Origin of the sequence: Microbacterium lacticum, from assembly GCF_006716815.1 — a bacterium.
Classification (GTDB): Bacteria; Actinomycetota; Actinomycetes; order Actinomycetales; family Microbacteriaceae; genus Microbacterium; species Microbacterium lacticum.
Window position 1 is genome coordinate 98076 of the sequence record NZ_VFPS01000006.1, and the last position, 21785, is coordinate 119860.

A 21785-nucleotide genomic window follows, 5' to 3' on the forward strand; every position below is an offset into this window, starting at 1 on the left:
TGTGCGTTCTCGGCGCCCGCGGCCCCGGGGCGGAACGCCCGCGGGCGAAGCCGACGTCGTCACCGGCTGCTGCCTCGTCGACGTCGCCGATCAGGCCCGCGCGGCCGAGATCGCCGCGCGCTTTCCCGAGGCGCCCGTCGACGGCGGTGGCGTCCGCGTCACCCGCGTGCGGACGCAGGACGACTTCGACGCGACGATGGGCTGACGCCGCGGGAGCGGGTCAGTTGCCGCGCGCGCCGGCGTCCGTCGCCCCGACGTCGGTGCGGTGGAAGTTCTGGAACGAGCGGGATGCCGTCGGCCCGCGCTGCCCGTGATACCGGTTCAGGTACGGCCCGGTGCCGTAGGGGTTCTCGGCCGGCGACGACAGCCGGAAGTAGCAGAGCTGCCCGATCTTCATCCCCGGCCACAGCTTGATCGGCAGCGTCGCGACGTTCGAGAGCTCGAGCGTCACATGGCCGGAGAACCCGGGGTCGATGAAACCCGCGGTCGAGTGCGTCAGCAGGCCGAGGCGCCCGAGGGATGACTTGCCCTCGAGCCTCGCGGCGATGTCGTCGGGCAGCGTCACCTGCTCGAACGTCGAGCCGAGCACGAACTCGCCCGGATGCAGGATGAACGGCTCGTCGGGCCGCACCTCGATCAGGTGCGTGAGATCGGGCTGATCCTCCGCCGGATCGATGAACGGATACTTGTGGTTGTCGAACAGCCGGAAGTAGCGGTCGAGGCGCACGTCGACGCTCGACGGCTGCACCATCGCCGGGTCCCACGGGTCGAGGGCCACCCGGCCCTTGTCGATCTCGGCGCGGATGTCGCGGTCACTGAGCAGCACGCGGCCAGCCTAGCGGCGCGAGCGCAGCCGCGCCGCGGCGGCCGGGGTTCGGTTCCGGCGGGGGCCCCTCAGGCCGCGCGGCGCCCCGCGGCCTCGACCTTCGCGACGAGTTCGGCCGCGAGCGCCTCGATCGGCGCGGTGTTGCGCTGCACGACGGCCTCCGCGTCGCCGAGCCGCCACTCCGGCGTGTAGTCGGTGCGCTCGATGACGAGCTGCGTCTGCGTCTCGGTGAGGTCGACGCCGATGAACTGGAGCACGCCGGCGAGCTGATCCGCGGCGAGCGGACCGCCGCGACCGCCGTAGCTGACGATCGCGCCGGGGAGCCCCCGCCACTCGGCGCCCAGATAGTCGATCGCGTTCTTCAGCGACGCGGGATAGCCGCCGTTGTACTGCGGGGTGAGAAAGATCACCGCGTCGGCATCGGCGACCTGCGCGGCCCACGCCCGGGCGTGCGCGTGCGCGTACTGGCCGAGCGCCGCCATGAGCGGCTCGTCGAGCATCGGCAGCCCGATCTCGCGCAGGTCGAGCGTGCGGACACCGGCATCGCTGGATGCCTCGACGACCCGCGCGATCTCGGCGCCGAGCTGGTCGCCGATGCGCACGGGACGCGCACTGCCGACGATGATCGCGATGCGGGGGCGGATGCCGGTCATGGACGTTCCTTCCGAAGCGCGCCCGGTCTGGGGACGCACGGTGGTCAACGTATCTATTCGCGCGAATATTTCCTCGTGCGTGCGGCCGTGTCGCGCTACTGTGGCGGCCATGAACCCTGACTACGGAGCCGGGATCGGCATCGGATTCTTCCTCATCATGATCGTCATCTACCTCGGCATCCTCGCCCTGGCGCTGTGGATCAACTACCTGATCATGCGCACCGCAGTGAAGAACGGGATGCTCCTCGCCATGCAGCAGAGCGGTCAGCAGTTCGCCCCGGGCGGCTACCTTCCGCCCGCGTCGCCGTACCAGGGTCCGCCGGCACAGCCGCCCTACTCGGGCCCGCCGGCGCCGTGATCGCGAGAGCCGCCTGATAGGCTTTCTCAGGCATCCTGCGGGATGCTCTGGGGCTGTAGTTCAATGGCAGAACTTCTGCTTCCCAAGCAGACAGCGCGGGTTCGATTCCCGTCAGCCCCTCCACACGAGAAACCCCCGGTCAGACCGGGGGTTTTCTGTTTCTCACGGAGAGCAAGCGAGCACCGTCCGGCGTCGAAATGCACGATGCTGCGTGCTTTCTGCGTGCTTTGACGTGCAAGAGACCCCCCACAGCAGATCACTCGTGGGGGTCTTCGCTTAGGAGGAGCCGGGGCGGTGAGGCGGAGAGAGGAACCTCACCGCCCCGGCGGGAACCGCGGCACCGAAACCGCGGGGTTTGAAGGGCGGCTCAGCACGAGCCTGCCGCTGCGAGGTCGTCGTCACTCGGGGCGGCGTACGCACCGACTGTCGTTCCGAAGTGAACCGCTGTATACGCCTGCGCGAATCGCTCCGCGTCGCCGCCGAAGTGCGCCTTCCACACGGAGTAGCAGCTTCCGCGCTGCGGACCGGCGTGGGTCGCCTCGTGGACGAGGATCGAGTACGCGTATCCGCTGCGGTCGGCGACGTTGTCGCTGAGCGAGATCGCGCCCGATCCCGGGCTGTACTTCCCGCCGTACTTGCCGCCCGCCGGGGTATACCCCCACACGACCGGCACCCCCGGGGCGATTGAGGCGACGATGCCCTCCGCCCAGGCGCGCCCCGACGACGGTGCGGGGTCGCCTCCGTCGCTGCTCGACGATGCCGAGGACTGGCGAGCACTATCGCTGTCCTCGTTCGAGTCCGAGGTCGAGGCGCGAACTTCGGCTTCCTGCGCCGCAGCCTGTTCGGCTGCGGCGCGAGCGTCCTCGGCGGTCTGCCACGCGGCGACCTGCTCGTTCACGGTCGCGGTTGCGGCGTCGATGGCGGTTTGCGCAGCATCCTGCGCCGCTGCCTGCGCGCTCTGCGCCTCTGTGCCGTCCTGGAAGTTGGCGGAGCGGTAGGCAGCCACGTAGCCCGCGACAGCCCCGGAGAGCGCGGCACGCGCCTCGTCGGACGCCTTCCCCGCGGAGGAGTCCGCGAGTGCGGATGCGGCGTCGAGCATGGGCTGGAACGCCTCGTCGGCAGCGCGCGCTGCCTGCCCATCCGCGTAGGACCGGTGGACAGCCTGTTCGGCGTTCCACGTCGCGACCGAGTTGCACGCGTCGAGCGCCGCGGTCCGCTCGGCACGGGCGAGGTCGTTGCCGACGATGCCCCCGGCGACCCCCGCGAGCGGGATGGCGACGGAGACTGCGAGTGCGGCGATTCGGTGGGCGAGCATGGGATTCCCGCTCCTTTGGCTCAGCGGACGACGGTACGGATCAGAGCAAGGAGGAAGACCACCGCGCCGATTGCGATGCCGTGGCGATGAGTCGCGGCGCTGAACGCCTGCGTGATTGTCGTGGTGTTTCGCATGGTCGGTGATCCACCTCCCCTCTCTCATCGTGTGGTGGAACTTGATACCACCATCGTAACTCTACGTTACGTTACTGACAAGCCGAGCCGCACGATTGCATATCACGGACTGATAACGATGCGTTACGATAGGTGTATCGCAAAAGAGAACCGCCCGGAGGCGGCTCTCGTTTCACTCGGCGGCGGCTACCCGGTAGCGGGGCACCTTTCGACCGGACTCCCCCGGCGGAATCACCGTCGTGCGGCGGGAGACCTCTGAGGTCGGGTCGGAGAGCCGCTTCGCAAAGGTCGCCTCGGTAACCCCAAATGCCGCGGCGGCGTCCTTCCGCGAGAGCGTGCCATCCCGGGGAGCGGGCGCCGATCCCTCGCCGCGCTTCTCGTACCGCGAGAGCCACATCTGAGCCGCCTGCCCGGTCGCGCCGAGTCCCGCAGCGTCGGAGATCGCAACCCACGACTCACCGGCGGCATTAGCACTACGGATCGCCACCGCGAGGGCATCGTCGAGTTCGTCCTGGCGGCGACGGATGGCATCACGCTTCCTGCGCAGCGCAGCGAGAGTTTCAAGGCTGGTCATATTGCCGATAGCGTATCACACCGTTACGCAACGAGCGCGGCTCGGGCGCGCTCCGCACGCCGCACGCGGTCCAGGACGCGGTTGCGATCAGCATGTCCAAGCCTGCGCGCGAGGGTGGTCGGCGTCCACTCTCCGGAGTCCACCTTGGTGAGCGCCCACAAGGTCACCGTGAACGATGCCCCCTGGGCAGTGCCGCGCTGAGTGGAGGCAGGGTCGTTCGCGAGTGCGTCGAGCCGCCCGAGGAGCGCCGCCTCGTCGAGCCCCTCGACCTCCTCGAACGGGAACGTCGAGGTTGCGGGTGCCGCAGGAGCAGCCTTGGGCTTGGACTTAGACGCCGAAGCGGTCTTGGCGGGCACGATCTCAGCCGCTGCCGCGACCGGCAGCGCGGACGCGGGCTTTGTGCGCACGGGGCGCGGAGCGGGATCGCCTGCTTCCACGAGAGTGCGGATGACCGCGTGGGAGAGAAGGAGCAGAAGGATGGGAGCCGCAGCCGCAACGAGCGCCGGGAGGTAGCCCTGTGCGCGCTCAGCATGGGACGCGAAGTTCGCCGCGCTGGACGCAGCAGTCGCCGCGTAGACGATGCTCCATTCGAGCATCGCCCTCCGCTTCTGAGCGCGACGCACAATCGCGAGGAGCGTGGCGACGACGACTGCTGCGTCCAGCGCGACAGGAACAAGCCATGACCAGCCACCGAGACCGATGAGGCTGCCCACATACGACAACCCCTCGAACGAGACGAAGAACAGCGCGACCGCCACGAGCATCGCGAGGACCACCGACACATTCGCGATGCCGCGGCGGTCGGCGACATAGCCTGCGCGCGCCATGTCAGAACACCTCCACACGCTCGAACTGATGCGGTCGGCTCCAGTCGATATCAAACCGCGCCTGCCTGCGCCCGTCGATTCCGATGAGCTTCGCGGGGTAGCCGACCGGCTTGCCACCGATCACCACGAGGTCGCCATCGGGGTCGAGCCCGTACCCCGAGTTGACGACCTCGTAGTCACCGACGTGCGCGTGAATGGGGGTGTTTTGGCGCAGGAGCACGACAGGCGTCGCAGTGTCGCCGACGATTCCGTATACGGAGACGATGTGGTCGGTGGTCGGAGTGCTCATGGGGTGCCCTTTCGGAGAGTGAGGTGTCGGGAGGTGGGGATCGGCGCGAACGGTGTCGGACGCGGCGACGGGCGTCAGGTTGAGCACGAGCACTCCTTTCCGTTGCGCGATGCGGCGGGCGGAGCGAATCACGCCCGCCGCATCGAGGTCAGTCGGACTCGACCCAAAAGCTGAACCCGGAGTCGTCGCTGTTCGGCAGGGACGCGTAAGAGATCACCTCGTCGTCGGTCAGGTCGCCGCCGTCGTCATCGCCGAGCGCGTCCTCCAAGCCCTCGCGGATCGCGTCGGCGATGTTCTCGGCGGACGCGTCGAGGTCAAAACCGCCCTCGACGCCGAAGTAGGAATCCACGTCGGGAGAGGGTCCGTCCATCGCCTCCAGAGCGGCTGCGATGTCGCCCTCCCAATCCCCGTCGATGACGATTTCGACGAGGCGTTCGAGGCGTGCCTCGCGGTTGGTGTCGGTCATTGTTCTCTCCTTGCAACATGGGGGGCATGCCCGCCTGATTGATATCACTAGCGTAACATAGTGTTACGTTGAGCGCGCCAGCGAGGGAGCGATTCTCAGGTCGCACTCAGGTAACATCCCGTTACGCTAGATAGCACGAACAGCGCAGTCAGAATGATCAACGAGGACCGGCGTCGCGCCCGAGGCGCGAACATCGACGACCCATTCGTTCTCTGCGATAGCGTCGATCCGCGCCAGCGCGCTGTCCGGGTCGATGCCCTCCAGCACATACAGCTCCGAACCGGGAACGCGTTCACGGAACCATTCCGCAACCGCGCGCGAGTCGGTCCACGACCAGTTGCGCTCGCACCCGGGGATTGCGGCACGATACAGCGTCGGCATCGACGCGGGGCGGTTCACCCGAGCACCGTCGTGCATGAAACCCACGCTGACGAACAGCGAGTGCCATTTCGGCATGGGGAGGCGTCGGAACTGCGACTGTGACCACACGGTCGCAAGTGCGATGGCGCGCGCGTCCACGGAGAGACGCGTCGCCTGCGCGTACAGCAGGCTCGGATTGGCGCACCACTCGTCACCGAACCGGTCGAGGCAGAGACTCATCTCCGCGAACGTGCTGAGGGGAATCCGCTGCCTGCGCTCGCACCCGGCGACGACACGGGCGAGCACATCACCCCGACCCACCCTGCTCGTCGCCAGCGCGTCCCGGACGAAATCATCCTCTGTACGGGTGTCGAGTATGTAATGGTCGGACGTGTCCTCCATGATGCGCGACAGCCGCTTGAGCGCGACCCCCCTCACGATGCGAGTCGCCTCCGCGCACGAGCGCGCGGACACGCCCTGACGCGCAGCCTCCTCCCCCACGAGGTTTTCCACGAGCGCGGCAATGCCCTCCCCGACGCGAGCAAATTTGATGTCCATTCTTGGGTCCGATCTGTTAGGCACTCCCGGTGATCCCGGGCTTGCCCCTGTCATGGTCGGTGCGAGCAGACATAGGGCTCTAAAGCGCGAAAAAGAACCGAGACCCCCGTGTTTTCAAGGGATCTCGGTTCTGGAAGCGGCGTTAAGACGTTTCGTTCAGCGAAACATCTACGTTTCGTTTTGCGAAACACGGATGCCGCTGAAGTACCGCGCCGCTGACCCTCGGGAAGCATGTCCGGTCAGCGCTGCGATCTGCTCCCACGTCGCTCCGTTTTCCCTCGCGGCGGCGACGCTCTCGTGCACCTCTTCGCGGATCATCTCCTGCACGGCGAGAGCGATCTCCAGCCGGAGCAGTGAACGGTTGCGCTTGCCTGAGCCGTTACCGCGACGGTTCATGTTGCCTCGGGTCTGCGCATCGAGAAGACCCCGCAACGCAAGCCGCAAATTGATGCGGTCGTCCCCGTCGAGGGTGACTCGGTAGCGCTGTTCGTCCATCCCCCGACGCTACCGCTCCGGGTCGCGCACCCACCCGTTCTCGGACACGAACTCTTCGACCCCGTACTCGCGCCAGACCGCATCCCCACGCCCACCACCCGGGTACTTCCATCGCTCGATGGCGAGGATCGCAACGCGCTCCGGGTCGTGCGCCGCAACGGCGGGGATGCCATGCGCTGCCGGGGGTATGAACGAGACGAACTTCGCTGCCGCTACGGGCTCACCGTCGAGCGCGCAGCGTGGGATCAAGGGAACGCCGGACAGGTCGAGGGGTGGGTGCGCACGCGCCTCAGCTCGAAGCTCGGCAAGGCGTGCGGCGACAACCTCGACTGCGCGCTACTCGCCGAGGCTTTCGAGGCGGTCGCTCGCCCGCTCCATCGCACGATGCAGCGTCCGTGCACTGACACCCGGGAAGTGCGTCTCGATGCGCGCGCGGAGAATCATCGGCGCACCTCGCCCCATCGGCGAGGAATCCACGACAGGTCACGAACGACGAGAGCGGGTGCACCTCCCGGGCGCTCGACCAGCACGCTCTCCAGCGCGATGAGATCGAAGTAGCCGAGTTCTTCTTGTCCGAGGTTCGCCCACCCGAACGCGAGCGCCTGCACGTCGTCTTCGCGGTGGTCGAGTTCCATGACGAACCACTCCCCGACACCGTGCCGGACGTGGTATTTCGCGAACACGATCTTGTCGTCGAGCGGGGTGCTCTCTGTTGCGTAAAGCCCCGGGATCGCATCGAGGGCCGGCGGGTAGAAGTCGTGTCCACGGAGGGCGCGGTTGATCTCGGGGAACGTCATGCACGCATCATGGTCGGCACGGTCAGAGGTGAATGCCGACACTGCGCAGGTACGACCACGCGTGCCGGGGGCGCTCGGAGAGCACGAGCGGCGGCTCAATCGGCGTCGGTGTACACCGTTCCTCCGCGAGCGGGCGCAGGTTCGGAAACGCGTCGAGAACGGGGCGTGCCTGCCGCGACAGAACGAGAAGATGCCACGCGAGGAACCGCACGCGCGGGGAGAGCACGGCAACGTCGATGCGGGAGAGCGTCGCTGTGTGGCGGTCCCGGCGGGACGCGTCGAACCATCGGTCGAGGTGCCGGTAGGCAACGTAGAGCACGGACGGACTCTCCCCCTCCCGCTGATCGCGCGTGAGGGGCGGCATGGGGTCCGTGGTCACGACGAGATCATGGTCGGACTCACTCGCAGACGTACCACGTCACGACCCACTGCGAGCCGTCCCACGACTTCGTGTAGTTCGTCACGCCGCCGGGAGCGAAGATGGAGCCTCCCGTGGACGATGCGCTACCGACACGAGCGCAGTGACCGCTCTTGCCCTCCGATGCACCACCCGTAACCGTCAGGCTGGAAGGAGACGACGAGCCACCGCCGGACGAGGAGGAGCCACCGCCGGATGACGAACCGCCGCCAGAGGAGTCGCCACCGCCGGAGTACGAACCGCCACCCGAGGAGCCGCCCCCCCGAGGACGAACCTCCGCCGTTACCGCCCCCGGAGTAGCCCGAGCCGCCGCCGCCGCCGGAGTTCGCGTTCTCGGCATCTTGCTGAGCCTGCTGTGCCGCCGCGACAGCGGCGTCGTTCGCCGCCTTGACGGCGTTCGCGGTGTCCACGACCGCCTTGATGGCGGCGGCGGAGGTCGCGTCTCGGGGCATCGCCCCTGCGTCAGCCTACGCGCTGGCACGCTTCCCGGAGAGGCACACAATGGATGCCACACCCACCATCTACGAAGTGCTCGAATCGCACTCTCGGATCGTACTCGCGGAACTCTCGCGCGGGGTGCAGTTCGTCAGGGAGCGCTTGGACGGCGTCTCGTGGGAGCACATCGCGCTCTCCGCACAGACGACCGTCGAGGGCGTGCGAGAGAGCGCGATCCGAGCGTTCGAGGGCGTCGAGCCCGTCCCCGCCGCATAAATCAGGACTCGGGGATCAGATGAGTTCGCCCTCGTACTCCCCCACGAGGTAGCGCTCCGCAAGTTCGGACACGACCGCCTTCATCCCGTTGGGCATCGCGATCTGGTGGCTGTAGACCTTCCTCGCCTCGCTCTCGGGCAGAGCCCCCGCGAAGCGGTGCATCTGCACTGCCCGCGCGATGTCCCGCGCGAAGAGCGGGTTCATGTGCGTGGGGTGTTTCTGTTCCAGCTTCGCGACGTACTCCCAGTGCGCGGCGGAAGCCTTCTCGGTACCGGCACCGTAGAGGCGTCTGAACCTTCCATCTGCCTCCTCCACCAGCGGCGAAGCCCACCGCAGTCGCGCGTCGCCGTAGGCATCGGCGAACTTCGTCAACTGCTCCTCAGTGGGGTGCGAACCCTCGTAGAACGCGATGAGTTGCTGCGCACTCCTCGGAAAGGGCGGGTAGAGGAACGTGCCGGTTTTGTTGTACTCCTCATCGCTGAGGTCCGCATCGTTCGGTCCGGGAGCACGCTCGGGGAATATCGCCATGCCCGCACTCTAGCGATCCGCGCCGCCCTCCGTTCGCACACCCTACGGCGGCGCTGAAGCATGCGCACTCTCCACGCAGACTCCCGGCTCCCCAAGCACTCAGAAGGAAGACACTCACACAGAAGGACAGCACTCAGAGAGGAAGAGGGAGAAGAAAGAAGAAGGTAGGTCTCATCACACTCCCTCTGACCCTCATCCCTGCACCGACCCCCGTCCTCGAAACGCCCTCCGTACCGGCTCCGCCCCGCGCTGCTCCCCCGGTGCTGCTCCGGGCTACTGCTCCCCCTGAGCCACTCCGCTCCCCCGCCGTTGCGGTCTCGTCCCCTCGCTGCGCCGACCTCGATGCGGAGCCCTGCGGGCTCCCTCCGGCTTGCCGCTGAGTCGACCTCTGCTTGCGCTGCCGCCTGCGGCTTGAGCCCCGCGTCTCGCGCTGCCCGCGTCTCGCCCCGCGTGTCGGTTTGCGCTGCGCTCCCGTGAATGGTAATGCACTATCCGATCACATCTGCTAACATAGGGATTACCCGTAGGGAATCCCTAATAGAGGTATACGGAACTGATGACGCCACGAAACTCGCTCGACCTCCCCGCGCTCGACGCTACGCTCGGTCCGGTGCTCACCTCAGCGCTGCGCGCCGGTCGTCCCGCGACCGCCGTCGTGCTCGCCGTTCTCGCTCGTGCTCGCTCCGAGAACGTGCCCGCCGGACGGTGTCGCGTCTGGCTCCGGTCGCGCTGCCGGGACACTGGGGTTACGCAGATCGTCACCGAGACGGCGGCGTGGAGGACGCTGACCGCTGCCGCGAAGCGTCATGGCGCGGAATCCCCTTTTGAGAGGCGGCGGCGGATCGCGCGCCGCGCTGTCGCTGCGTTGCTTCAGCCTCACCCTGCGGGTCACGCCGCACTCGTTGCCGTGCTCGCACTCGGGATGATCGACGATCCCGAAGCGTGGGACTCGGCGCTCGTGAGCAAGAAGCTCGGCGTGGTTCTCGGCGTCACGCACACTGCGGTGAGTGCGCGCGTGCGGAAGCTCGTCGAGAGCGGGACGCTCACGCTGCTCAGCCGAGGTCGCGGTGTGCCCGGGCGCGTGCGGTTCGCCAAGCTGCCTGCGAGCGTGAGCAGCACACTCGAATCGAACGGGGTTGCCGTGGGTCTCGTCGATCTACTGGCGGGCGGGAGCGAAGCACCCTCCGAGTCGAACGGTAGCGCCGCCGATGCTGCTCGCGTTCTGCGCGCGGTCACCGAGCCGAGCGTGGGGTACGGCGCAATCGGCGATGCCGCATGGCAGTACGCGCTTCTCCGCGCACTCGGATCGGAGGATGCGCTCCCCCAAGGTCGTCGCACCCGCGCGCGCCGCACGCTCCGGGATGCGGGGCTCGACCCGGACGACGTGCGAGCGTTCGCGGACGCCGCACGCACCCTCAGCGAGGGAGAGCCGGCTCGTCTCCGGGACGAACGCGAAGCGGCGCGTGTGATCGAGGCTGCGGAGCGCGCTGCGTCCGCGGAGCGCTCACGCGCGCAGAAGAAGCTCGTGCACGAGCGAGTCCTCCCGGGGCTCCTCGCGCACGTCGGTGCGGTCCCGAAGACGCCGACCCGGGAATGGGTGGGCGCGATGCGCGACGCGTGCGCGGGGGTCGTCGCCGACGAGAGCAAGCGCGAGGTCGTCGCGGTGCTGCGGGGCGCGTTGCGGCAGAAGCTTTTGCGCGCGGGGTGGTCGACCGACGAGGTCACCCGGGGAATCGCGATCATCCTCCCGAAGGCGGCATGACATGCGTACGCTCTTCACCCTCGGGTTCTTCGGACTCGTCGCGGTCGCATTCGCGTTGTACGTGCTCGCGCTGATCTCCGCCTTCGTCTTCGTCAGCCTCGGGCAGTTCCTCGTGTGGCTGACAACGGACGGCTTGCCGGTGACGGTTGGAGCCGCGGTCTTGGTGATCTCGGCGCTCATCATCACCCGCGTGCGGGCGATGCGCTGAGGTGTCGGAGCGCAGCGCAGGGCAGTCATCGGTGCGCGCATGACACTGCCCACGAGAGCGCCGCACGGGCGGATCGTCGGCGCCCCTTGGATATGAGGCGGACAGCGGGTGCGTCTCCGCATCGTCGTTGCGGACCGCTAGCCTTACGGCGTGACGGCAACGCCGACGAATCCCATAACCACTGAGCAGCGACTCATCGAGAACACGGCGCTCGGAATTGTCACTCTGTTCGTCATCGCCGTCGTCGTTGGTGCCGCGACACTATTCCTCCCGCTCGCCGACGACATCTCCCAAGCGGCGGGGTTCTTGTTCGACTACCACCTCGTCATGTTGCTGCTGCTCGGTATCGACGGTGTCGCGCTGTCGCGAGCGGATCGAAATGCCGCCGAACTAGACCGCCGATTTGCGCGGGTCGCACTTCCGCTTGGCGCTATCGGCAGCTCAGCCACGCTCGCGATTCTCTTCGTCCTGCGCAGTTATGAACCTCCCGAGGAATTCGAGCACGCCCTGTGGCAGTGCGCGGTGGGCGTGTCCGCCGCCGTCCTCGTCCTCGTTCTGGCGCTCCTCATCGAGAACGTGCGGGGAGGTACCGCGAAGAAGAATGAGCCAGTCACTCAGGAGAATGCAACCCTTACCGCTGAGTCGTTGGAGTCATGATGCGCAGGTGCATCATCTCAGGACGAGGGGTGTCGGTCGCCTCGCGCCTCTAGCCAGAGCCGCAGGTCGTCATCGGACCAGACGACCGCCAGTTCCGCAACGGCTGCCGCCCGCGTCTCCTCGAAGTAGTCGACCTTCACGTCAGTAGCGCAAGAAGCTCGCCGCTCGAACGCCCACGCATCAGGAGATCGCCGTGCAGCGAGTTCGTGTCGGGGAAGAGGACGATCACGTTGCCAGCCTAGGGATGTGCGAGCGGTCGCCCGGACAACCTATGTACCGCGCGGATGACTCGCTCGCGCTCCTCCTCCGACACCCGCGCGTCGGGCACCAAGCCGCGCACAAGTATGACCTCGCTCGCTCAGTTTTCTGACGACTCCTTGCCATCTACCCGTCACAGTATCCACCGCAATGAGCGCGATCGATGTAGCCAGCCGCGCAGTGTGAGTACGGTGAGCGACATGAGCTTCACTCGATACGACACCGGCGACCCTGACGAATACTTCGCGGTATGTCCCGACTGCAACGGTGATGGGCAGGCTGAACTGCGCACTGGTCCCGAAGGCGATCTGGTGTGGGGCACCTGTCCGTTCTGCGATGGTCGAGGGCACGTCTCGGCAGACCCCGAGGACTTCCTTTAGCCGACTCGCCCTGTGCGCCCGTGAGCGCCTGGACGGGCGCGGGGGCGGGTGCCGCCGCGTTTGATGCCACACGGAGCGCGCCGCCGGAACAAGAGAAGCCCCCGGCAGGTAACCGGGGGCTTCTCCCTGAGCGAAGCGGACAACAACACTCAGAGCGGACATGCCTAGCCTACCATCCCTAGTGTCGATTTCTGTCGAGTTATCGACCATGATGGTCACATGACTCACGAAGACTTCGCCGACCTCCCCACCGGCGTACGGTACGAGCAGGTGAAGATGCTGGTGCTCGCCACCGAGCGTGGCGACAGCACGTTAACGACCTCCTGGATTGCCGACCGGCTCGCTGAGATCCCTGCCTCGTACGACGAGTACCTAGCGGTCCGAGAGCGTGAGGCAACACGCGTAAGCATTCCTGAGGCGGACACAGAGCGCATGGTCGTGCAGGCTCTGCGTAGCGAGCGTCGAGCGGCGGCTGCCGCCGATGGTTGGCTCGAACGGGCTCGGGAGGACGCGGACTTCGATTGGGCAGGTGTTGCCCGCCTTGTGGATGCTGATGAGGATGTTTTGCGCCGTCGAGCAGGCGCGCCGATCAACGGAAAGCTGCCGCGGGTTAACGTGCGGGGAGGGCTCCCGATGTCGGCTGCGGCAGCCGCGCTTGGTATCTCCCGCGCCACGCTCTACCAGTGGATCGAGAAGGGCAAGGTCGATCAGGTTGTGCTCGACGGACGGAAGGTCATCGCCACTGACGCGAACGGTAAGCCGATAGTCCGGTGAGCCACCGGTGATGCAGGTAGTACGTGCGGGTAGTGCAGGCGATGACTGCCTGCACGCGGGTGATGCAGGTGATGCCTGTGTCGACTTCTGTACAGATGCCCGCTGGAGCGGACACGCTTGTGCAGGTGGCTACTACCTGCACTACCCGCACTACTACCCGCACATCACCTGCACGAGATCCGCGTAATTCCGCGGGAAAATGACCTGGTGCAGGTAATGCAGGCGATGCAGGTAATAGATCTCAGCAAAATCCGCCGGAACGAAATCGCTCAGAAACTAGTGTTTTGAGCGCCCAAATCGCCGCTTCGCACAGAGATTCGCGTGAGCCGCCCGGCGGGCAAAATCATCGCCTGCACTACCTGCATTACCTGCACCGCGCAGCAGCAGTGTTGACGGACGAGGTGCTCGGTCCCCTCGGATGAGTCCGCCGCGGAGGAGATCGAGCGCGCAGCGTCGTTGCAGCATGCAGGCATCCGCAACTCTTCTGGTGTATACTATTGTCAAGTAACAAGACGTAGCGGACACTACGGACGAACGGACACGGCGACATGACGACGGACAAGCAAGATGACCTTTACGACTTCGCGAGGCTCCTCGTTGACGAGGGCTTCGGCATCTGGGCGGTCGGCGCGAACAAGACCGCAATGCGCTCGGAGGGCGATCACCTCAACCTCACGCGCGACGAGGTCAACGACGCCGCCCTCGATCTGATCGACCGCGGAGAGGCGACCGGGGTCGCGCTCCGACTCGGATGGGACGGGCGCATCGAGTCCGCTGACGGAACGTTCCTCGTACCGTTCATGCTCGAACGCGAGGCGCCTTCGAAGGCGAACGCCGAGTTTCGACAGCGGATGAAGGACGCGCTCTTTCAAGCCCAGGCGTCCGCGACTTTCGGGAAGCTCCCTCTTCGCCAAGCTGGTCGTGAGTCATTCATGATCAGTGAGGGAGTTGGCGGGTATGTCGATCAGTCCGGGGTTCTCGACGGAGCAGATCCGTGAGTTCGTGCATCGGTACGAGATCCAGCCGTATGGACAAAAGGCGTTCTGGCTTGAGGAGCAGGGAGTCTCGTATGACCGGCTCCGGCGGTGGCGGTCGGCGGTGTTCGACGGTGATCTCGACCGTGGACTGATCCCGCGAGAAGGTGGAGTGGTGACCCCACCAGAGAAGCGCACCGGCATCGAGCGGCAACGCGCCCGTGAACGCGCCGCGCAGGAGGCGGAGGTCGCCCGGCTGACAGCCCGCGTGCGTGAACTCGAGCAGACTATCGAGACCCTGGGAAAAGCTATCGGGCTCTTGCATCAGATGAGCGAGCAAGAGCCCGCCGTGAACCAGCCGACGAACGATCCATCCGATTCCTCGACGCCGAGAACGACCTCGTCGGACAGTTGACAGCGGCCGTTGGGTCGCAGCGTCGCGCACTCGAGATCGCCGGCGTCGCGAGGTCGACATGGCACTACCGGACGCGTCCTCGGGAGCGCGTCGCGGATCCCGTCCCGCAGAAGGAGCGGGCATACCCGTCACGCATCAGCGAGACCGACCGCGCCGTCATCGCCGGCAGGATCACGGCGGGCTGGGCCGAAGGGCACGCGGTCGATCACTCGTTCGCGTCCGCGTGGGATGACGGGGTGATGCTCGCCTCACGCCGCTCGTGGTGGCGCATCGCGGCCGAGATCGAGGATCAGTCCGCCCGCCCCGTCGCCCCAACCCGGCGCAGCAACAGCGACCGGCCACCACGAGAAGCGCCTGTGCTGGAAGCGACCGGTCCGGGACAGGTCTGGAGCTGGGACATCACCGACCTGCGCACCCCGTGGCGCGGCGTCGCGTTCAAGGCGTACTCGATCATCGATATCTTCTCCCGCAAGCTCGTCGGCTGCCGCGTCGAGGAACGCGAAGTCGACGACCTCGCCGTCGAGATGTTCGAGGACGCGTTCGGTCGGCATGGGATACCCGACGCCGTCCACGCTGACTCCGGCCCTGCGATGCGCTCCGGAGCGCTCAAGGACTTCCTCAGTGAGCTCGGCGTCACGCAGACACACAACCGGCCCCGGGTGAGCAACGACAACCCGTTCTCCGAATCGGAGTTCCGGACAATGAAGTACCGGCCGAACTACCCCGGCACCTTCGCGACCATCGAACAGGCGCGCGCCTACGTCGAGTGGTACGTCCCCTGGTACAACCAGAACCACAAGCACTCCGGCATCGCCCTGTTCAGCCCGAACGAGGTCCACGACGGCACCTGGCACCACGCCTGGAACCGACGCGACGCGACCCAGCAGGCGTACTACGACAAGCATCCCGAGCGATTCCGTCGACCGCCCCACACGCCCGCACCCGCCGACATCGTCGGCATCAACCTCCCCAAGCCGACCGACGATGCCAAAGCCGAGCCCGAGCGACTCCACGCAGCTTGACACAGCCCGGCTGAGCCGGTTCTGGGTCGAGGACTCGCCGTCTGGAGGTCGCCACTGGTACGGGCTGGTCGAGGTCAGTGACGAGAGAGCGTGGGACGACCTCAAGCGGAAGCTCCCCACGGTGCAGTCATTCGCGCAGACCCCCGAAGGCGTGCTCCTCGCTGCGGAGCTACTGGTTGTCGGGTATTCGATCACGGCGCCTTCCTACGGGAGGACACACCCCACTCGCGCGGCGTGGACGTTCGTGGAGGACGGCGGCACCCTTCGCAACGACGTGCGGAACGTGCCCATCCTCAAGCCCGGGTCCCTGCGCTCTCTGAGCCGAGCGCTCGCGGACGCAAGCGCATCCGATGCCTCGCTCGGCGAGGCGCTACTCCCCGTCCCCGCGATTGGTCGACCGGTGATGCGCGCGTACAACGCGCAGGCATCTGACCGCGCGACCCTCGACCTCCTCCTGGAGGCAGGGTGGACGATCCACGCGGGTGACCTCGACACGACGGGGTTCGTCGAACTGACGCGCCCCGACCCGGACGGCACCGCAACCCCGCGCTCAGCGACAATCGGTCGAGAGCACCGTCGGTACGGGGACGAGGATCTCCTCCCCGGAGGCGTCATGGTCTGGACCTCGGGCGACCCCCTGCTCCCGAAGGGGTACCACACTCCGTTCGACGTGTACGCACGGCTCCTGCACAAGGGAAAGGTCTCCCGCGCGGTCAATACGCTCTACCGGGATGAACTCATCGACACCGCCGCGATCACCGAGAAGCAGCGCACTGCACTCGATGAAGGAGATCGGGTCTTCTTCGACCCGGAGCACATCGACATGGCGTCACCGGAACACGGATCGACGAGCGCTCTCTCTGCCTATATCGCCGCACGCCTGCGGGAGATCGAGAGCCCGCGCGGCGACGTGCCGTATCTGCTCCGACTCGCACCCGGGATCGGGATGCGTCCGCGCGCGCTGCTGGAAGTGCACTCCACCGGACGAGGAACACAGCGGTGGGATCAGGACGACACGCCGCGGTTCGCCAGCGTGATCCTGAACGCGGTGCAGCCGTGCGAGTTCAAGGAGAGCAGCGACGGCGTCCGGTTCCCGTCGCGCCTCTTCCACGAGGTCTCGCCGTCGATCCGTGACGCCGTCTATCGCGACCTCGTGGCGGACCCGCACATTCCGACCGTCGCGCTGCAGCTCCACGAACCGACCTTCCTCCGCGTCGGCGACGCCGACGAGTTCCGCGTCGCGCAGACGCCCGGGCTCGACCTCGAAACGCAGAGCCACCTCGAACTCGACCCGGAGGAATGGACGGATTACCGCGTCGAGGAAACGCCGACACGGGAGGACGCGCAAAACGCCTACCGCTACCTGACCTCAGAGACCCTCGGCGACTTCTATTTCGAGTCGCCCGGCGACTACGCCCGTGCCGTCGTCTACCTCCTGACGACCGTCGCGCGACCCGCAACACGGATCGCGCCGAGCTTCGGCTTCGATGCCCCGGGTAAGGGTGCAGGCAAGTCGCTCCTCGCGCGCGTCGGGCGCACACTCGCGGTCGGCAAGAACGGTGGGGTCACGAACATTACCGACCCGTCTACGAAGGCGAACGACGAGATCGACAAGCGCATCGGCGCCGCGATGCTCGCGGGGCACCGCTTCCTCCACGTCGATGAGCTCGGGCGCGCGAAGGTTGACGCCCCCGTCCTCATGACGTTGACCGCGACCGCGGACGGAGGTAACTCCTCGCGAGAACTGGGCAAGTCGTCGAGCATCGACGTATCGGGGCTCCTCCTGACTGTATGCGGCAACAACATCCGCGTCGGCGGGGACATCAACCGCCGGTTCCTGAACATCCGGCTCGATCAGACCGAGCGCATCCGGGCGATGCACGCCGCGCGTCCCCCGCGCTACCGCGACATCGTCGGGCAGACGCACGCAAACCGTCCGCGGCTGCTCGCGGCCGCGCACACGCTCCTCCTCTACGGGACGCAGAACGCCCCGGCAACCGCCTACGAGAGCCTCGCCTCCTTCGAGACTTGGGCGGATGTCGTGCTCTCTGCGCTTACCCACGTCCGCATCGGCGACGACGAACTCTCCCTCGCCGAGCGCGCCTTCGAGGGACGCGGCGACTGGATGGACGAGCAAGAGGACACGAGCCGCACGGTCTGGGAGCCGGTGCTCGCGCTCCTCCACCGCAGGTTCGGCGACGAGCCGTTCGACGCCCGTGCCGCGCAGGAAACGATCAAGGCGGCGCGGATCACTGCCTCGCTCCCCCACACTCTCGGCGACATCGTCCACTCCGACGAAAAGCAGTTCGCCCGTGCGTTCCCCGGCGCTCTCCAACCGATCCTCCAAACCCAAATCCCCTCGGAGGACGGCAAGGATCTCCTCGCAATCGAAAAGCGCAAGGACCGCACGTCGCGCAACATCTACCGCGTGACCGCGACTCCCCGCGGCGAGGTCACGGCGAACGCCGCGGTCTTCGTCGAAGCGCCGGAGGCGGATTTCGCGAACCCGGCTTCGGTCACCCCACGCTCGGCGCAGCACGACGATGCTGCGGAGGTGACGTTGTGAGGATCATCACCGACGCGACCTTCCCCGCGTTTGAGGCGTGGGTCAGCGAGCACACCTTCGTGGGGCTCCACGGCGAGGTCGCGGACGGAGCCCTCGTGCTCCTCGCGGTTGCCGACGAGGAAGGGGACGCGTGGCTGCTCGACGCCACCGACCGCGACCTCCTGATCCGCGCGCTGACCGTGCTCCGCGCGGGCGACCGAGAACTGTGGGCATCCGACGCGCTCGTGCTCGCCCGCGCGATCTGGGAGAGCCGTCGAATCCGCATCGGCGGGCTCACCGACGCGGGCACCGTCTGGCGCGCTACCCAGCCCGGTGCCGACTACGTCCCGGATCGCGACGCGCAGCACGCGTGGGGCGCCCTCCGCACGCAGTTCGGCGGGCGGGATTGGCGCACGCGTGCGCTGCTGGAGTCGAGCCTGCGCGACAGCCGGTTGCACCGCGCCGTCACCCCGCGCGCGGTCGAAGCAGCGACCATCGCTGCCGAATGCGACCCCGACGAGGACTGGGTGCGCTGGGAGCTTCGCACCGAGGCAACTTGGCGCGAGACCGCGCTCCGGGGACTCCGCATCGACGTTGATCTCCTAGAGCGCACCCTGCGCGACGCCGAGCAGATCGGGCGCACGAGCCGCCGCGAGTTCGGAGTTGACCTCTCCCGGGACTCCGACGCGACGCGAAGGTGGCTTGATGAGCGGAGCATCACCATCCGCACATCGGAGGGGCGAGACACGCTCTCGCACCACGCCTTCGACGACGCAGATGTGCCCGAGGACGCCCGTGAGGATTTCGACGAGTTCGTCCGTATTCGCGCGTTGACCCGCGATGCCGGGAAGCTCCGCGAGATCCGAGACGCTCTCCGGGGCGACCGGGTCTACCCGCAGATCGACACGGTCGGAACGGTCACGGGGCGTTTCGCAATCCGCCGTCCGGCGCTTCAGAACCTCTCCCCCGGGATGCGCGGGCTCCTTCTCCCCGACGAGGGCATGGTGCTCGTCGGGGCTGACCTCAGCCATGTCGAGCCGAGCATCGCCGCCGCTCTCTCTGGGGACGCCGCGATGCTCGAAGCCGTCGCACCCGGCAGCGACCCGTACCTATGGCTCGCCGCTACGATCTGGGGCGAGACCGTCCTCGCCGACGACCCTCGCCGCAAGATCGCGAAGACCGCGCTCCTCGCGTCGCTCTACGGACAGGGGGTCGAATCCCTGGCGCAGCGCCTGGCGATCTCCGAGGATCGAGCGCGGGAGGTGCGCGCGGGCATCGACCGCGCCTTCCCGACCTTCGCGAAGTGGCGCAAGCGCGTGATGGTCGGCGACGACCTCGCGACCTTCTATGGTCGACCGCTCCCCACCCCACGCGCGGGTGAGGAGTACAAGGCGGTCAACCACGCGGTGCAGGGGTCAGCGGCGGACTTCTTTAAGCGCCGGACCCTCGCGGTCGCCGAGCGGCTCTGCGACACCGACCGGCTCTACCTCCCAATCCACGACGAACTGATCGTGCAGACGACACCCGACCGCGCTGCCGAGGTCGCCACGATCCTCACCGAGACCTTCGGTGGCGAAATCGGAGGGGTGACCGTAGAAGCCGAGGGCGTCATCCTCGGAGGAAGGCTCGCGCACGCATGAGCGACATCGAAACGGACCCCCTGATCCCGCTCTCCGAGGCGGCACGGAGACTCGGGCTCACCCCAAGCGCGGCGCACAAGCGCGTTCTACGGACGGGGGAGCTTCACCCACGGGTCACCCGAGTTCACCGGATCGGCACCCGGCTCTACGTCTCCGAGTTCGAGATCCAGGACATCGAAGACCGCCCTTAGTGTCCATATTTGTCAGGTTTCTCTCAGTTTTGTACTGTATAGTTTTGTCTAGCAAGGAAGACAAGCAGACAGTAGGAGAGCATCGTGGACGTCAATGCAATCGCACAGGGACTCAAGATCGACGACGACTCGTTCGAGGACAAGTTCGAGTTCGGGGTCACCTACCCCTCGACGACGATCTCCGCGACGAGCGCGTTCGTAAAGGTTCGCGGCGGAGGCTCCGGTAGCCGCTCGTGGATCGCCCGCATCACCGGCACGCACCCGACGTACGGTCTCTGCCGCGAGTTCGTGGAGATGGAGCGTTCGCTCTCCCGCTCGGGCGCATCGGGTTCGACCACGTTCACGTATGAGCGGGACGGGCTCTATGAGTTCGCCGACGCGACCGTGGGCAGCAACGGGTACACGAAACGAGGGTTCTTCCTCGTTCGTGACGGCAAGGTCGCCCACCTCGGGAACCCGCGAAAGACCATCGAGAAGCTGCTCGCCGCCCAAGAAACGGCGGCGGCGGCATGAGCGCCTCGTTCTCCGACCCGCTCGTGCCGCTCCCCGAGGCAGCCGCCGCGCTCGGCATCTCGGCACCGAACGCGTATCAGCGCATTCGGCGACATGGAAAGCTCCATCCCTTCCTCCCCTCGCTCGTCCGTAGCCATGAGGGCACGCACGCACGCATCTTCGTCCGTCGTGTCGAGTTGGAAAACCTTCTCCGAGAAGGAGGGGACTGATGGCTTCGCTCCTGAGCACCCGCGTCGCACTGAGGGTCGAGGAGGCGCTCGTCCGCGTGCGTGACGCCGGTCGTGCGGTAGAGATCGCGCAGGAGGAGGTGACGCTGCGGAAGCGTCACCTCCACTTCAGCTACCCCACCGACGACCAGTCCTCGCCGTGGGTCGAGGTCTCCGTTGACGGCGTCACGGCAGCAAACCTCCTCGACACGCTCGACTACCCGTTCGACGCATTCGATCTCTCGGTCGAGGCTGACCGTCTCCGCATCGCGTGGGGCAATCGCACCCCGACCTTCCGCCTCGTCACCCTCCTCCCCGACCTCATCTCGACGCTGACCGCAGCGAACCTCCTCTCCGACCGCGAGGGCGCCCGCGTCCTCCGTCTGCGCTGAAAGAAGAGACCATGAAGCTCGCAAGCCCCATCCCGTTCCTCCGCCACCACGCGCTCAAGCTCGGCGCAGGTGCACTCCTCATCGCCACCCTCGGCGTCGGGATCGCGTCGCTCACCGTCGCGAACGCCGCCGCGAGCGACGCAGATGCCGCCACCCGCTCCCTCTCCGCGCAGGTCTCGCACGAGAGCGACACCTTCGGCAACGAGGTCGTGCAGAGCCGCGCTCGAACGATCATCGAGAGCGACGGCAGCGGCTCCGCGCTCCTCATCGAGCCGCGGTACGCCTTCGCTCCGCTTCACTACGACACGACAAGCATCACGTTCGAGCGCGCGGACGGCGATCCGGTCGTGGGCAAGTTCGAGACGCGGCAGACCGATGCTGGGCTCGAACTCGTCGCTACAGGAGTCCCGTCCGGCGACTACCGCGTCGTTGTCGAGCAGCTGCGACCGTCCGAGATCCCGACCCCCCTCGTCTTCTTCGTCGAGATCCACCGAGTGTCGTAGTCCGACCCGCGCAACCACAGATCACCAAGGAAGAGG

General features: G+C 66.9%; 31 protein-coding genes and 1 tRNA gene. 18 read left to right on the forward strand and 14 right to left on the reverse strand.

From position 1 onward, the window contains the following. Position 1: 1 nt before the first annotated feature. On the forward strand, positions 2-205 hold the full coding sequence (locus FHX68_RS13575) for a YciI family protein (protein WP_141380439.1): 204 nt from the start codon (positions 2-4) through the stop codon (positions 203-205). Positions 206-220: 15 nt separating this feature from the next. Here the strand turns inward: FHX68_RS13575 and dcd are convergent, their stop codons facing one another. Next, positions 221-826 (reverse strand): dCTP deaminase, encoded by a 606-nt coding sequence (gene dcd / locus FHX68_RS13580; protein WP_141380438.1) that lies wholly within the window; start codon positions 824-826, stop codon positions 221-223. A gap of 68 nt (positions 827-894) precedes the next feature. Continuing rightward, entirely contained in the window at positions 895-1479 is a 585-nt protein-coding gene (locus FHX68_RS13585) for an NADPH-dependent FMN reductase (protein ID WP_170214231.1), read from the reverse strand. A 109-nt stretch (positions 1480-1588) separates the two neighbouring features. On the opposite strand from FHX68_RS13585, the gene FHX68_RS13590 reads away from it, so the two are divergent. Together FHX68_RS13590 and FHX68_RS13595 are read left to right on the forward strand one after the other, a co-directional pair. Next, positions 1589-1837 (forward strand): hypothetical protein, encoded by a 249-nt coding sequence (locus FHX68_RS13590; RefSeq protein ID WP_141380436.1) that lies wholly within the window; start codon positions 1589-1591, stop codon positions 1835-1837. 49 nt (positions 1838-1886) lie between these two features. Beyond that, positions 1887-1960, forward strand: a tRNA-Gly gene (locus tag FHX68_RS13595). Positions 1961-2204: 244 nt separating this feature from the next. Here FHX68_RS13595 and FHX68_RS13600 read toward each other — a convergent pair. The 11 genes from FHX68_RS13600 to FHX68_RS15335 form a co-directional block, all read right to left on the reverse strand. Beyond that, entirely contained in the window at positions 2205-3152 is a 948-nt protein-coding gene (locus FHX68_RS13600) for a hypothetical protein (RefSeq protein ID WP_141380435.1), read from the reverse strand. Positions 3153-3458: 306 nt separating this feature from the next. Next, the gene (locus FHX68_RS13605; protein ID WP_141380434.1) at positions 3459-3860 is read right to left on the reverse strand and encodes a hypothetical protein; all 402 of its coding nucleotides are present in this window, start codon (positions 3858-3860) and stop codon (positions 3459-3461) included. Between the two features lie 23 nt (positions 3861-3883). Next, on the reverse strand, positions 3884-4687 hold the full coding sequence (locus FHX68_RS13610) for a DUF2637 domain-containing protein (RefSeq protein WP_141380433.1): 804 nt from the start codon (positions 4685-4687) through the stop codon (positions 3884-3886). 1 nt (position 4688) lies between these two features. After that, on the reverse strand, positions 4689-5063 hold the full coding sequence (locus tag FHX68_RS13615; protein WP_141920299.1) for a hypothetical protein: 375 nt from the start codon (positions 5061-5063) through the stop codon (positions 4689-4691). Between the two features lie 61 nt (positions 5064-5124). After that, positions 5125-5442, reverse strand: coding sequence for a hypothetical protein (locus FHX68_RS13620; RefSeq protein WP_141380431.1), 318 nt, complete (start codon positions 5440-5442; stop codon positions 5125-5127). A 126-nt stretch (positions 5443-5568) separates the two neighbouring features. Continuing rightward, entirely contained in the window at positions 5569-6360 is a 792-nt protein-coding gene (locus tag FHX68_RS13625; RefSeq protein ID WP_141380430.1) for a hypothetical protein, read from the reverse strand. Between the two features lie 168 nt (positions 6361-6528). Next, the gene (locus FHX68_RS13630) at positions 6529-6855 is read right to left on the reverse strand and encodes a hypothetical protein (RefSeq protein ID WP_141380429.1); all 327 of its coding nucleotides are present in this window, start codon (positions 6853-6855) and stop codon (positions 6529-6531) included. 9 nt (positions 6856-6864) lie between these two features. Continuing rightward, positions 6865-7104 carry a hypothetical protein gene (locus FHX68_RS15615; protein ID WP_141920302.1) on the reverse strand — a complete coding sequence of 80 codons (240 nt, stop codon included), beginning with the start codon at positions 7102-7104 and terminating at the stop codon, positions 6865-6867. A 191-nt stretch (positions 7105-7295) separates the two neighbouring features. Beyond that, positions 7296-7652: a DUF2958 domain-containing protein gene (locus FHX68_RS13640; protein WP_141380428.1), complete on the reverse strand. Its 357-nt coding sequence runs from the start codon at positions 7650-7652 to the stop codon at positions 7296-7298. A 22-nt stretch (positions 7653-7674) separates the two neighbouring features. Then, complete coding sequence (locus FHX68_RS13645) at positions 7675-8031, reverse strand: hypothetical protein (RefSeq protein WP_141380427.1); 357 nt, start codon at positions 8029-8031, stop codon at positions 7675-7677. A gap of 125 nt (positions 8032-8156) precedes the next feature. After that, entirely contained in the window at positions 8157-8522 is a 366-nt protein-coding gene (locus tag FHX68_RS15335; RefSeq protein WP_170214230.1) for a hypothetical protein, read from the reverse strand. A 49-nt stretch (positions 8523-8571) separates the two neighbouring features. Here FHX68_RS15335 and FHX68_RS13650 point away from each other — a divergent pair, with 49 nt between their 5' ends. Beyond that, on the forward strand, positions 8572-8781 hold the full coding sequence (locus FHX68_RS13650) for a hypothetical protein (RefSeq protein WP_141380426.1): 210 nt from the start codon (positions 8572-8574) through the stop codon (positions 8779-8781). A gap of 15 nt (positions 8782-8796) precedes the next feature. Here FHX68_RS13650 and FHX68_RS13655 read toward each other — a convergent pair whose 3' ends face one another. Beyond that, positions 8797-9309: a hypothetical protein gene (locus FHX68_RS13655; RefSeq protein ID WP_141380425.1), complete on the reverse strand. Its 513-nt coding sequence runs from the start codon at positions 9307-9309 to the stop codon at positions 8797-8799. Positions 9310-10216: 907 nt separating this feature from the next. Here FHX68_RS13655 and FHX68_RS13660 point away from each other — a divergent pair. From FHX68_RS13660 to FHX68_RS13715, 14 genes are all read left to right on the forward strand, one after another. Continuing rightward, positions 10217-11071, forward strand: coding sequence for a hypothetical protein (locus tag FHX68_RS13660; protein ID WP_141380424.1), 855 nt, complete (start codon positions 10217-10219; stop codon positions 11069-11071). A 1-nt stretch (position 11072) separates the two neighbouring features. Further along, positions 11073-11279, forward strand: coding sequence for a hypothetical protein (locus FHX68_RS13665; RefSeq protein ID WP_141380423.1), 207 nt, complete (start codon positions 11073-11075; stop codon positions 11277-11279). Positions 11280-11429: 150 nt separating this feature from the next. Beyond that, the gene (locus tag FHX68_RS13670) at positions 11430-11936 is read left to right on the forward strand and encodes a hypothetical protein (protein WP_141380422.1); all 507 of its coding nucleotides are present in this window, start codon (positions 11430-11432) and stop codon (positions 11934-11936) included. Between the two features lie 857 nt (positions 11937-12793). Beyond that, a complete protein-coding gene (locus tag FHX68_RS13675) occupies positions 12794-13348 on the forward strand; it encodes a hypothetical protein (protein ID WP_141380421.1) in 555 nt (184 codons plus the stop codon). Positions 13349-13896: 548 nt separating this feature from the next. Next, positions 13897-14346, forward strand: coding sequence for a hypothetical protein (locus FHX68_RS13680; protein ID WP_141920304.1), 450 nt, complete (start codon positions 13897-13899; stop codon positions 14344-14346). Then, positions 14306-14737 (forward strand): hypothetical protein, encoded by a 432-nt coding sequence (locus FHX68_RS13685; RefSeq protein ID WP_141381664.1) that lies wholly within the window; start codon positions 14306-14308, stop codon positions 14735-14737. Before FHX68_RS13680 ends, FHX68_RS13685 begins: the two co-directional genes overlap by 41 nt. Next, complete coding sequence (locus tag FHX68_RS13690; protein WP_141920125.1) at positions 14734-15759, forward strand: DDE-type integrase/transposase/recombinase; 1026 nt, start codon at positions 14734-14736, stop codon at positions 15757-15759. The genes FHX68_RS13685 and FHX68_RS13690 overlap by 4 nt, the downstream gene beginning before the upstream one ends. Continuing rightward, positions 15722-18325 carry a hypothetical protein gene (locus FHX68_RS15340; protein WP_170219072.1) on the forward strand — a complete coding sequence of 868 codons (2604 nt, stop codon included), beginning with the start codon at positions 15722-15724 and terminating at the stop codon, positions 18323-18325. The genes FHX68_RS13690 and FHX68_RS15340 overlap by 38 nt, the downstream gene beginning before the upstream one ends. Then, the gene (locus tag FHX68_RS13695; protein WP_170214282.1) at positions 18322-19944 is read left to right on the forward strand and encodes a DNA polymerase; all 1623 of its coding nucleotides are present in this window, start codon (positions 18322-18324) and stop codon (positions 19942-19944) included. The genes FHX68_RS15340 and FHX68_RS13695 overlap by 4 nt, the downstream gene beginning before the upstream one ends. Then, positions 19941-20135 carry a hypothetical protein gene (locus FHX68_RS13700; protein WP_141381263.1) on the forward strand — a complete coding sequence of 65 codons (195 nt, stop codon included), beginning with the start codon at positions 19941-19943 and terminating at the stop codon, positions 20133-20135. The genes FHX68_RS13695 and FHX68_RS13700 overlap by 4 nt, the downstream gene beginning before the upstream one ends. Positions 20136-20219: 84 nt before the next feature. After that, the gene (locus FHX68_RS13705; RefSeq protein ID WP_141381262.1) at positions 20220-20648 is read left to right on the forward strand and encodes a hypothetical protein; all 429 of its coding nucleotides are present in this window, start codon (positions 20220-20222) and stop codon (positions 20646-20648) included. Next, positions 20645-20857 carry a hypothetical protein gene (locus FHX68_RS15345; protein WP_170219073.1) on the forward strand — a complete coding sequence of 71 codons (213 nt, stop codon included), beginning with the start codon at positions 20645-20647 and terminating at the stop codon, positions 20855-20857. Before FHX68_RS13705 ends, FHX68_RS15345 begins: the two co-directional genes overlap by 4 nt. Continuing rightward, positions 20857-21246, forward strand: coding sequence for a hypothetical protein (locus tag FHX68_RS13710; protein ID WP_141381261.1), 390 nt, complete (start codon positions 20857-20859; stop codon positions 21244-21246). The genes FHX68_RS15345 and FHX68_RS13710 overlap by 1 nt, the downstream gene beginning before the upstream one ends. Before the next feature lie 11 nt (positions 21247-21257). Continuing rightward, entirely contained in the window at positions 21258-21749 is a 492-nt protein-coding gene (locus FHX68_RS13715) for a hypothetical protein (RefSeq protein ID WP_141381260.1), read from the forward strand. Positions 21750-21785: the final 36 nt, after the last annotated feature.

Excerpts from the sequence above, each read along its gene's own strand:
- FHX68_RS13715 (WP_141381260.1), top strand. The coding sequence starts at position 21,258 with ATGAAGCTCGCAAGCCCCATCCCGTTCCTCCGCCACCACGCGCTCAAG.
- FHX68_RS13685 (WP_141381664.1), top strand. The coding sequence starts at position 14,306 with ATGTCGATCAGTCCGGGGTTCTCGACGGAGCAGATCCGTGAGTTCGTG.
- FHX68_RS13620 (WP_141380431.1), bottom strand. The coding sequence starts at position 5,442 with ATGACCGACACCAACCGCGAGGCACGCCTCGAACGCCTCGTCGAAATC.
- FHX68_RS13590 (WP_141380436.1), top strand. The coding sequence starts at position 1,589 with ATGAACCCTGACTACGGAGCCGGGATCGGCATCGGATTCTTCCTCATC.
- FHX68_RS13650 (WP_141380426.1), top strand. The coding sequence starts at position 8,572 with ATGGATGCCACACCCACCATCTACGAAGTGCTCGAATCGCACTCTCGG.
- FHX68_RS13675 (WP_141380421.1), top strand. The coding sequence starts at position 12,794 with ATGACTCACGAAGACTTCGCCGACCTCCCCACCGGCGTACGGTACGAG.
- FHX68_RS15340 (WP_170219072.1), top strand. The coding sequence starts at position 15,722 with ATGCCAAAGCCGAGCCCGAGCGACTCCACGCAGCTTGACACAGCCCGG.
- FHX68_RS13625 (WP_141380430.1), bottom strand. The coding sequence starts at position 6,360 with ATGGACATCAAATTTGCTCGCGTCGGGGAGGGCATTGCCGCGCTCGTG.
- FHX68_RS13655 (WP_141380425.1), bottom strand. The coding sequence starts at position 9,309 with ATGGCGATATTCCCCGAGCGTGCTCCCGGACCGAACGATGCGGACCTC.
- FHX68_RS15335 (WP_170214230.1), bottom strand. The coding sequence starts at position 8,522 with ATGCCCCGAGACGCGACCTCCGCCGCCGCCATCAAGGCGGTCGTGGAC.
- FHX68_RS13640 (WP_141380428.1), bottom strand. The coding sequence starts at position 7,652 with ATGACGTTCCCCGAGATCAACCGCGCCCTCCGTGGACACGACTTCTAC.
- FHX68_RS13665 (WP_141380423.1), top strand. The coding sequence starts at position 11,073 with ATGCGTACGCTCTTCACCCTCGGGTTCTTCGGACTCGTCGCGGTCGCA.
- FHX68_RS13600 (WP_141380435.1), bottom strand. The coding sequence starts at position 3,152 with ATGCTCGCCCACCGAATCGCCGCACTCGCAGTCTCCGTCGCCATCCCG.
- FHX68_RS13630 (WP_141380429.1), bottom strand. The coding sequence starts at position 6,855 with ATGGACGAACAGCGCTACCGAGTCACCCTCGACGGGGACGACCGCATC.
- FHX68_RS13710 (WP_141381261.1), top strand. The coding sequence starts at position 20,857 with ATGGCTTCGCTCCTGAGCACCCGCGTCGCACTGAGGGTCGAGGAGGCG.
- FHX68_RS13605 (WP_141380434.1), bottom strand. The coding sequence starts at position 3,860 with ATGACCAGCCTTGAAACTCTCGCTGCGCTGCGCAGGAAGCGTGATGCC.
- FHX68_RS13680 (WP_141920304.1), top strand. The coding sequence starts at position 13,897 with ATGACGACGGACAAGCAAGATGACCTTTACGACTTCGCGAGGCTCCTC.
- FHX68_RS13700 (WP_141381263.1), top strand. The coding sequence starts at position 19,941 with ATGAGCGACATCGAAACGGACCCCCTGATCCCGCTCTCCGAGGCGGCA.
- FHX68_RS13610 (WP_141380433.1), bottom strand. The coding sequence starts at position 4,687 with ATGGCGCGCGCAGGCTATGTCGCCGACCGCCGCGGCATCGCGAATGTG.
- FHX68_RS15345 (WP_170219073.1), top strand. The coding sequence starts at position 20,645 with ATGAGCGCCTCGTTCTCCGACCCGCTCGTGCCGCTCCCCGAGGCAGCC.
- FHX68_RS13585 (WP_170214231.1), bottom strand. The coding sequence starts at position 1,479 with ATGACCGGCATCCGCCCCCGCATCGCGATCATCGTCGGCAGTGCGCGT.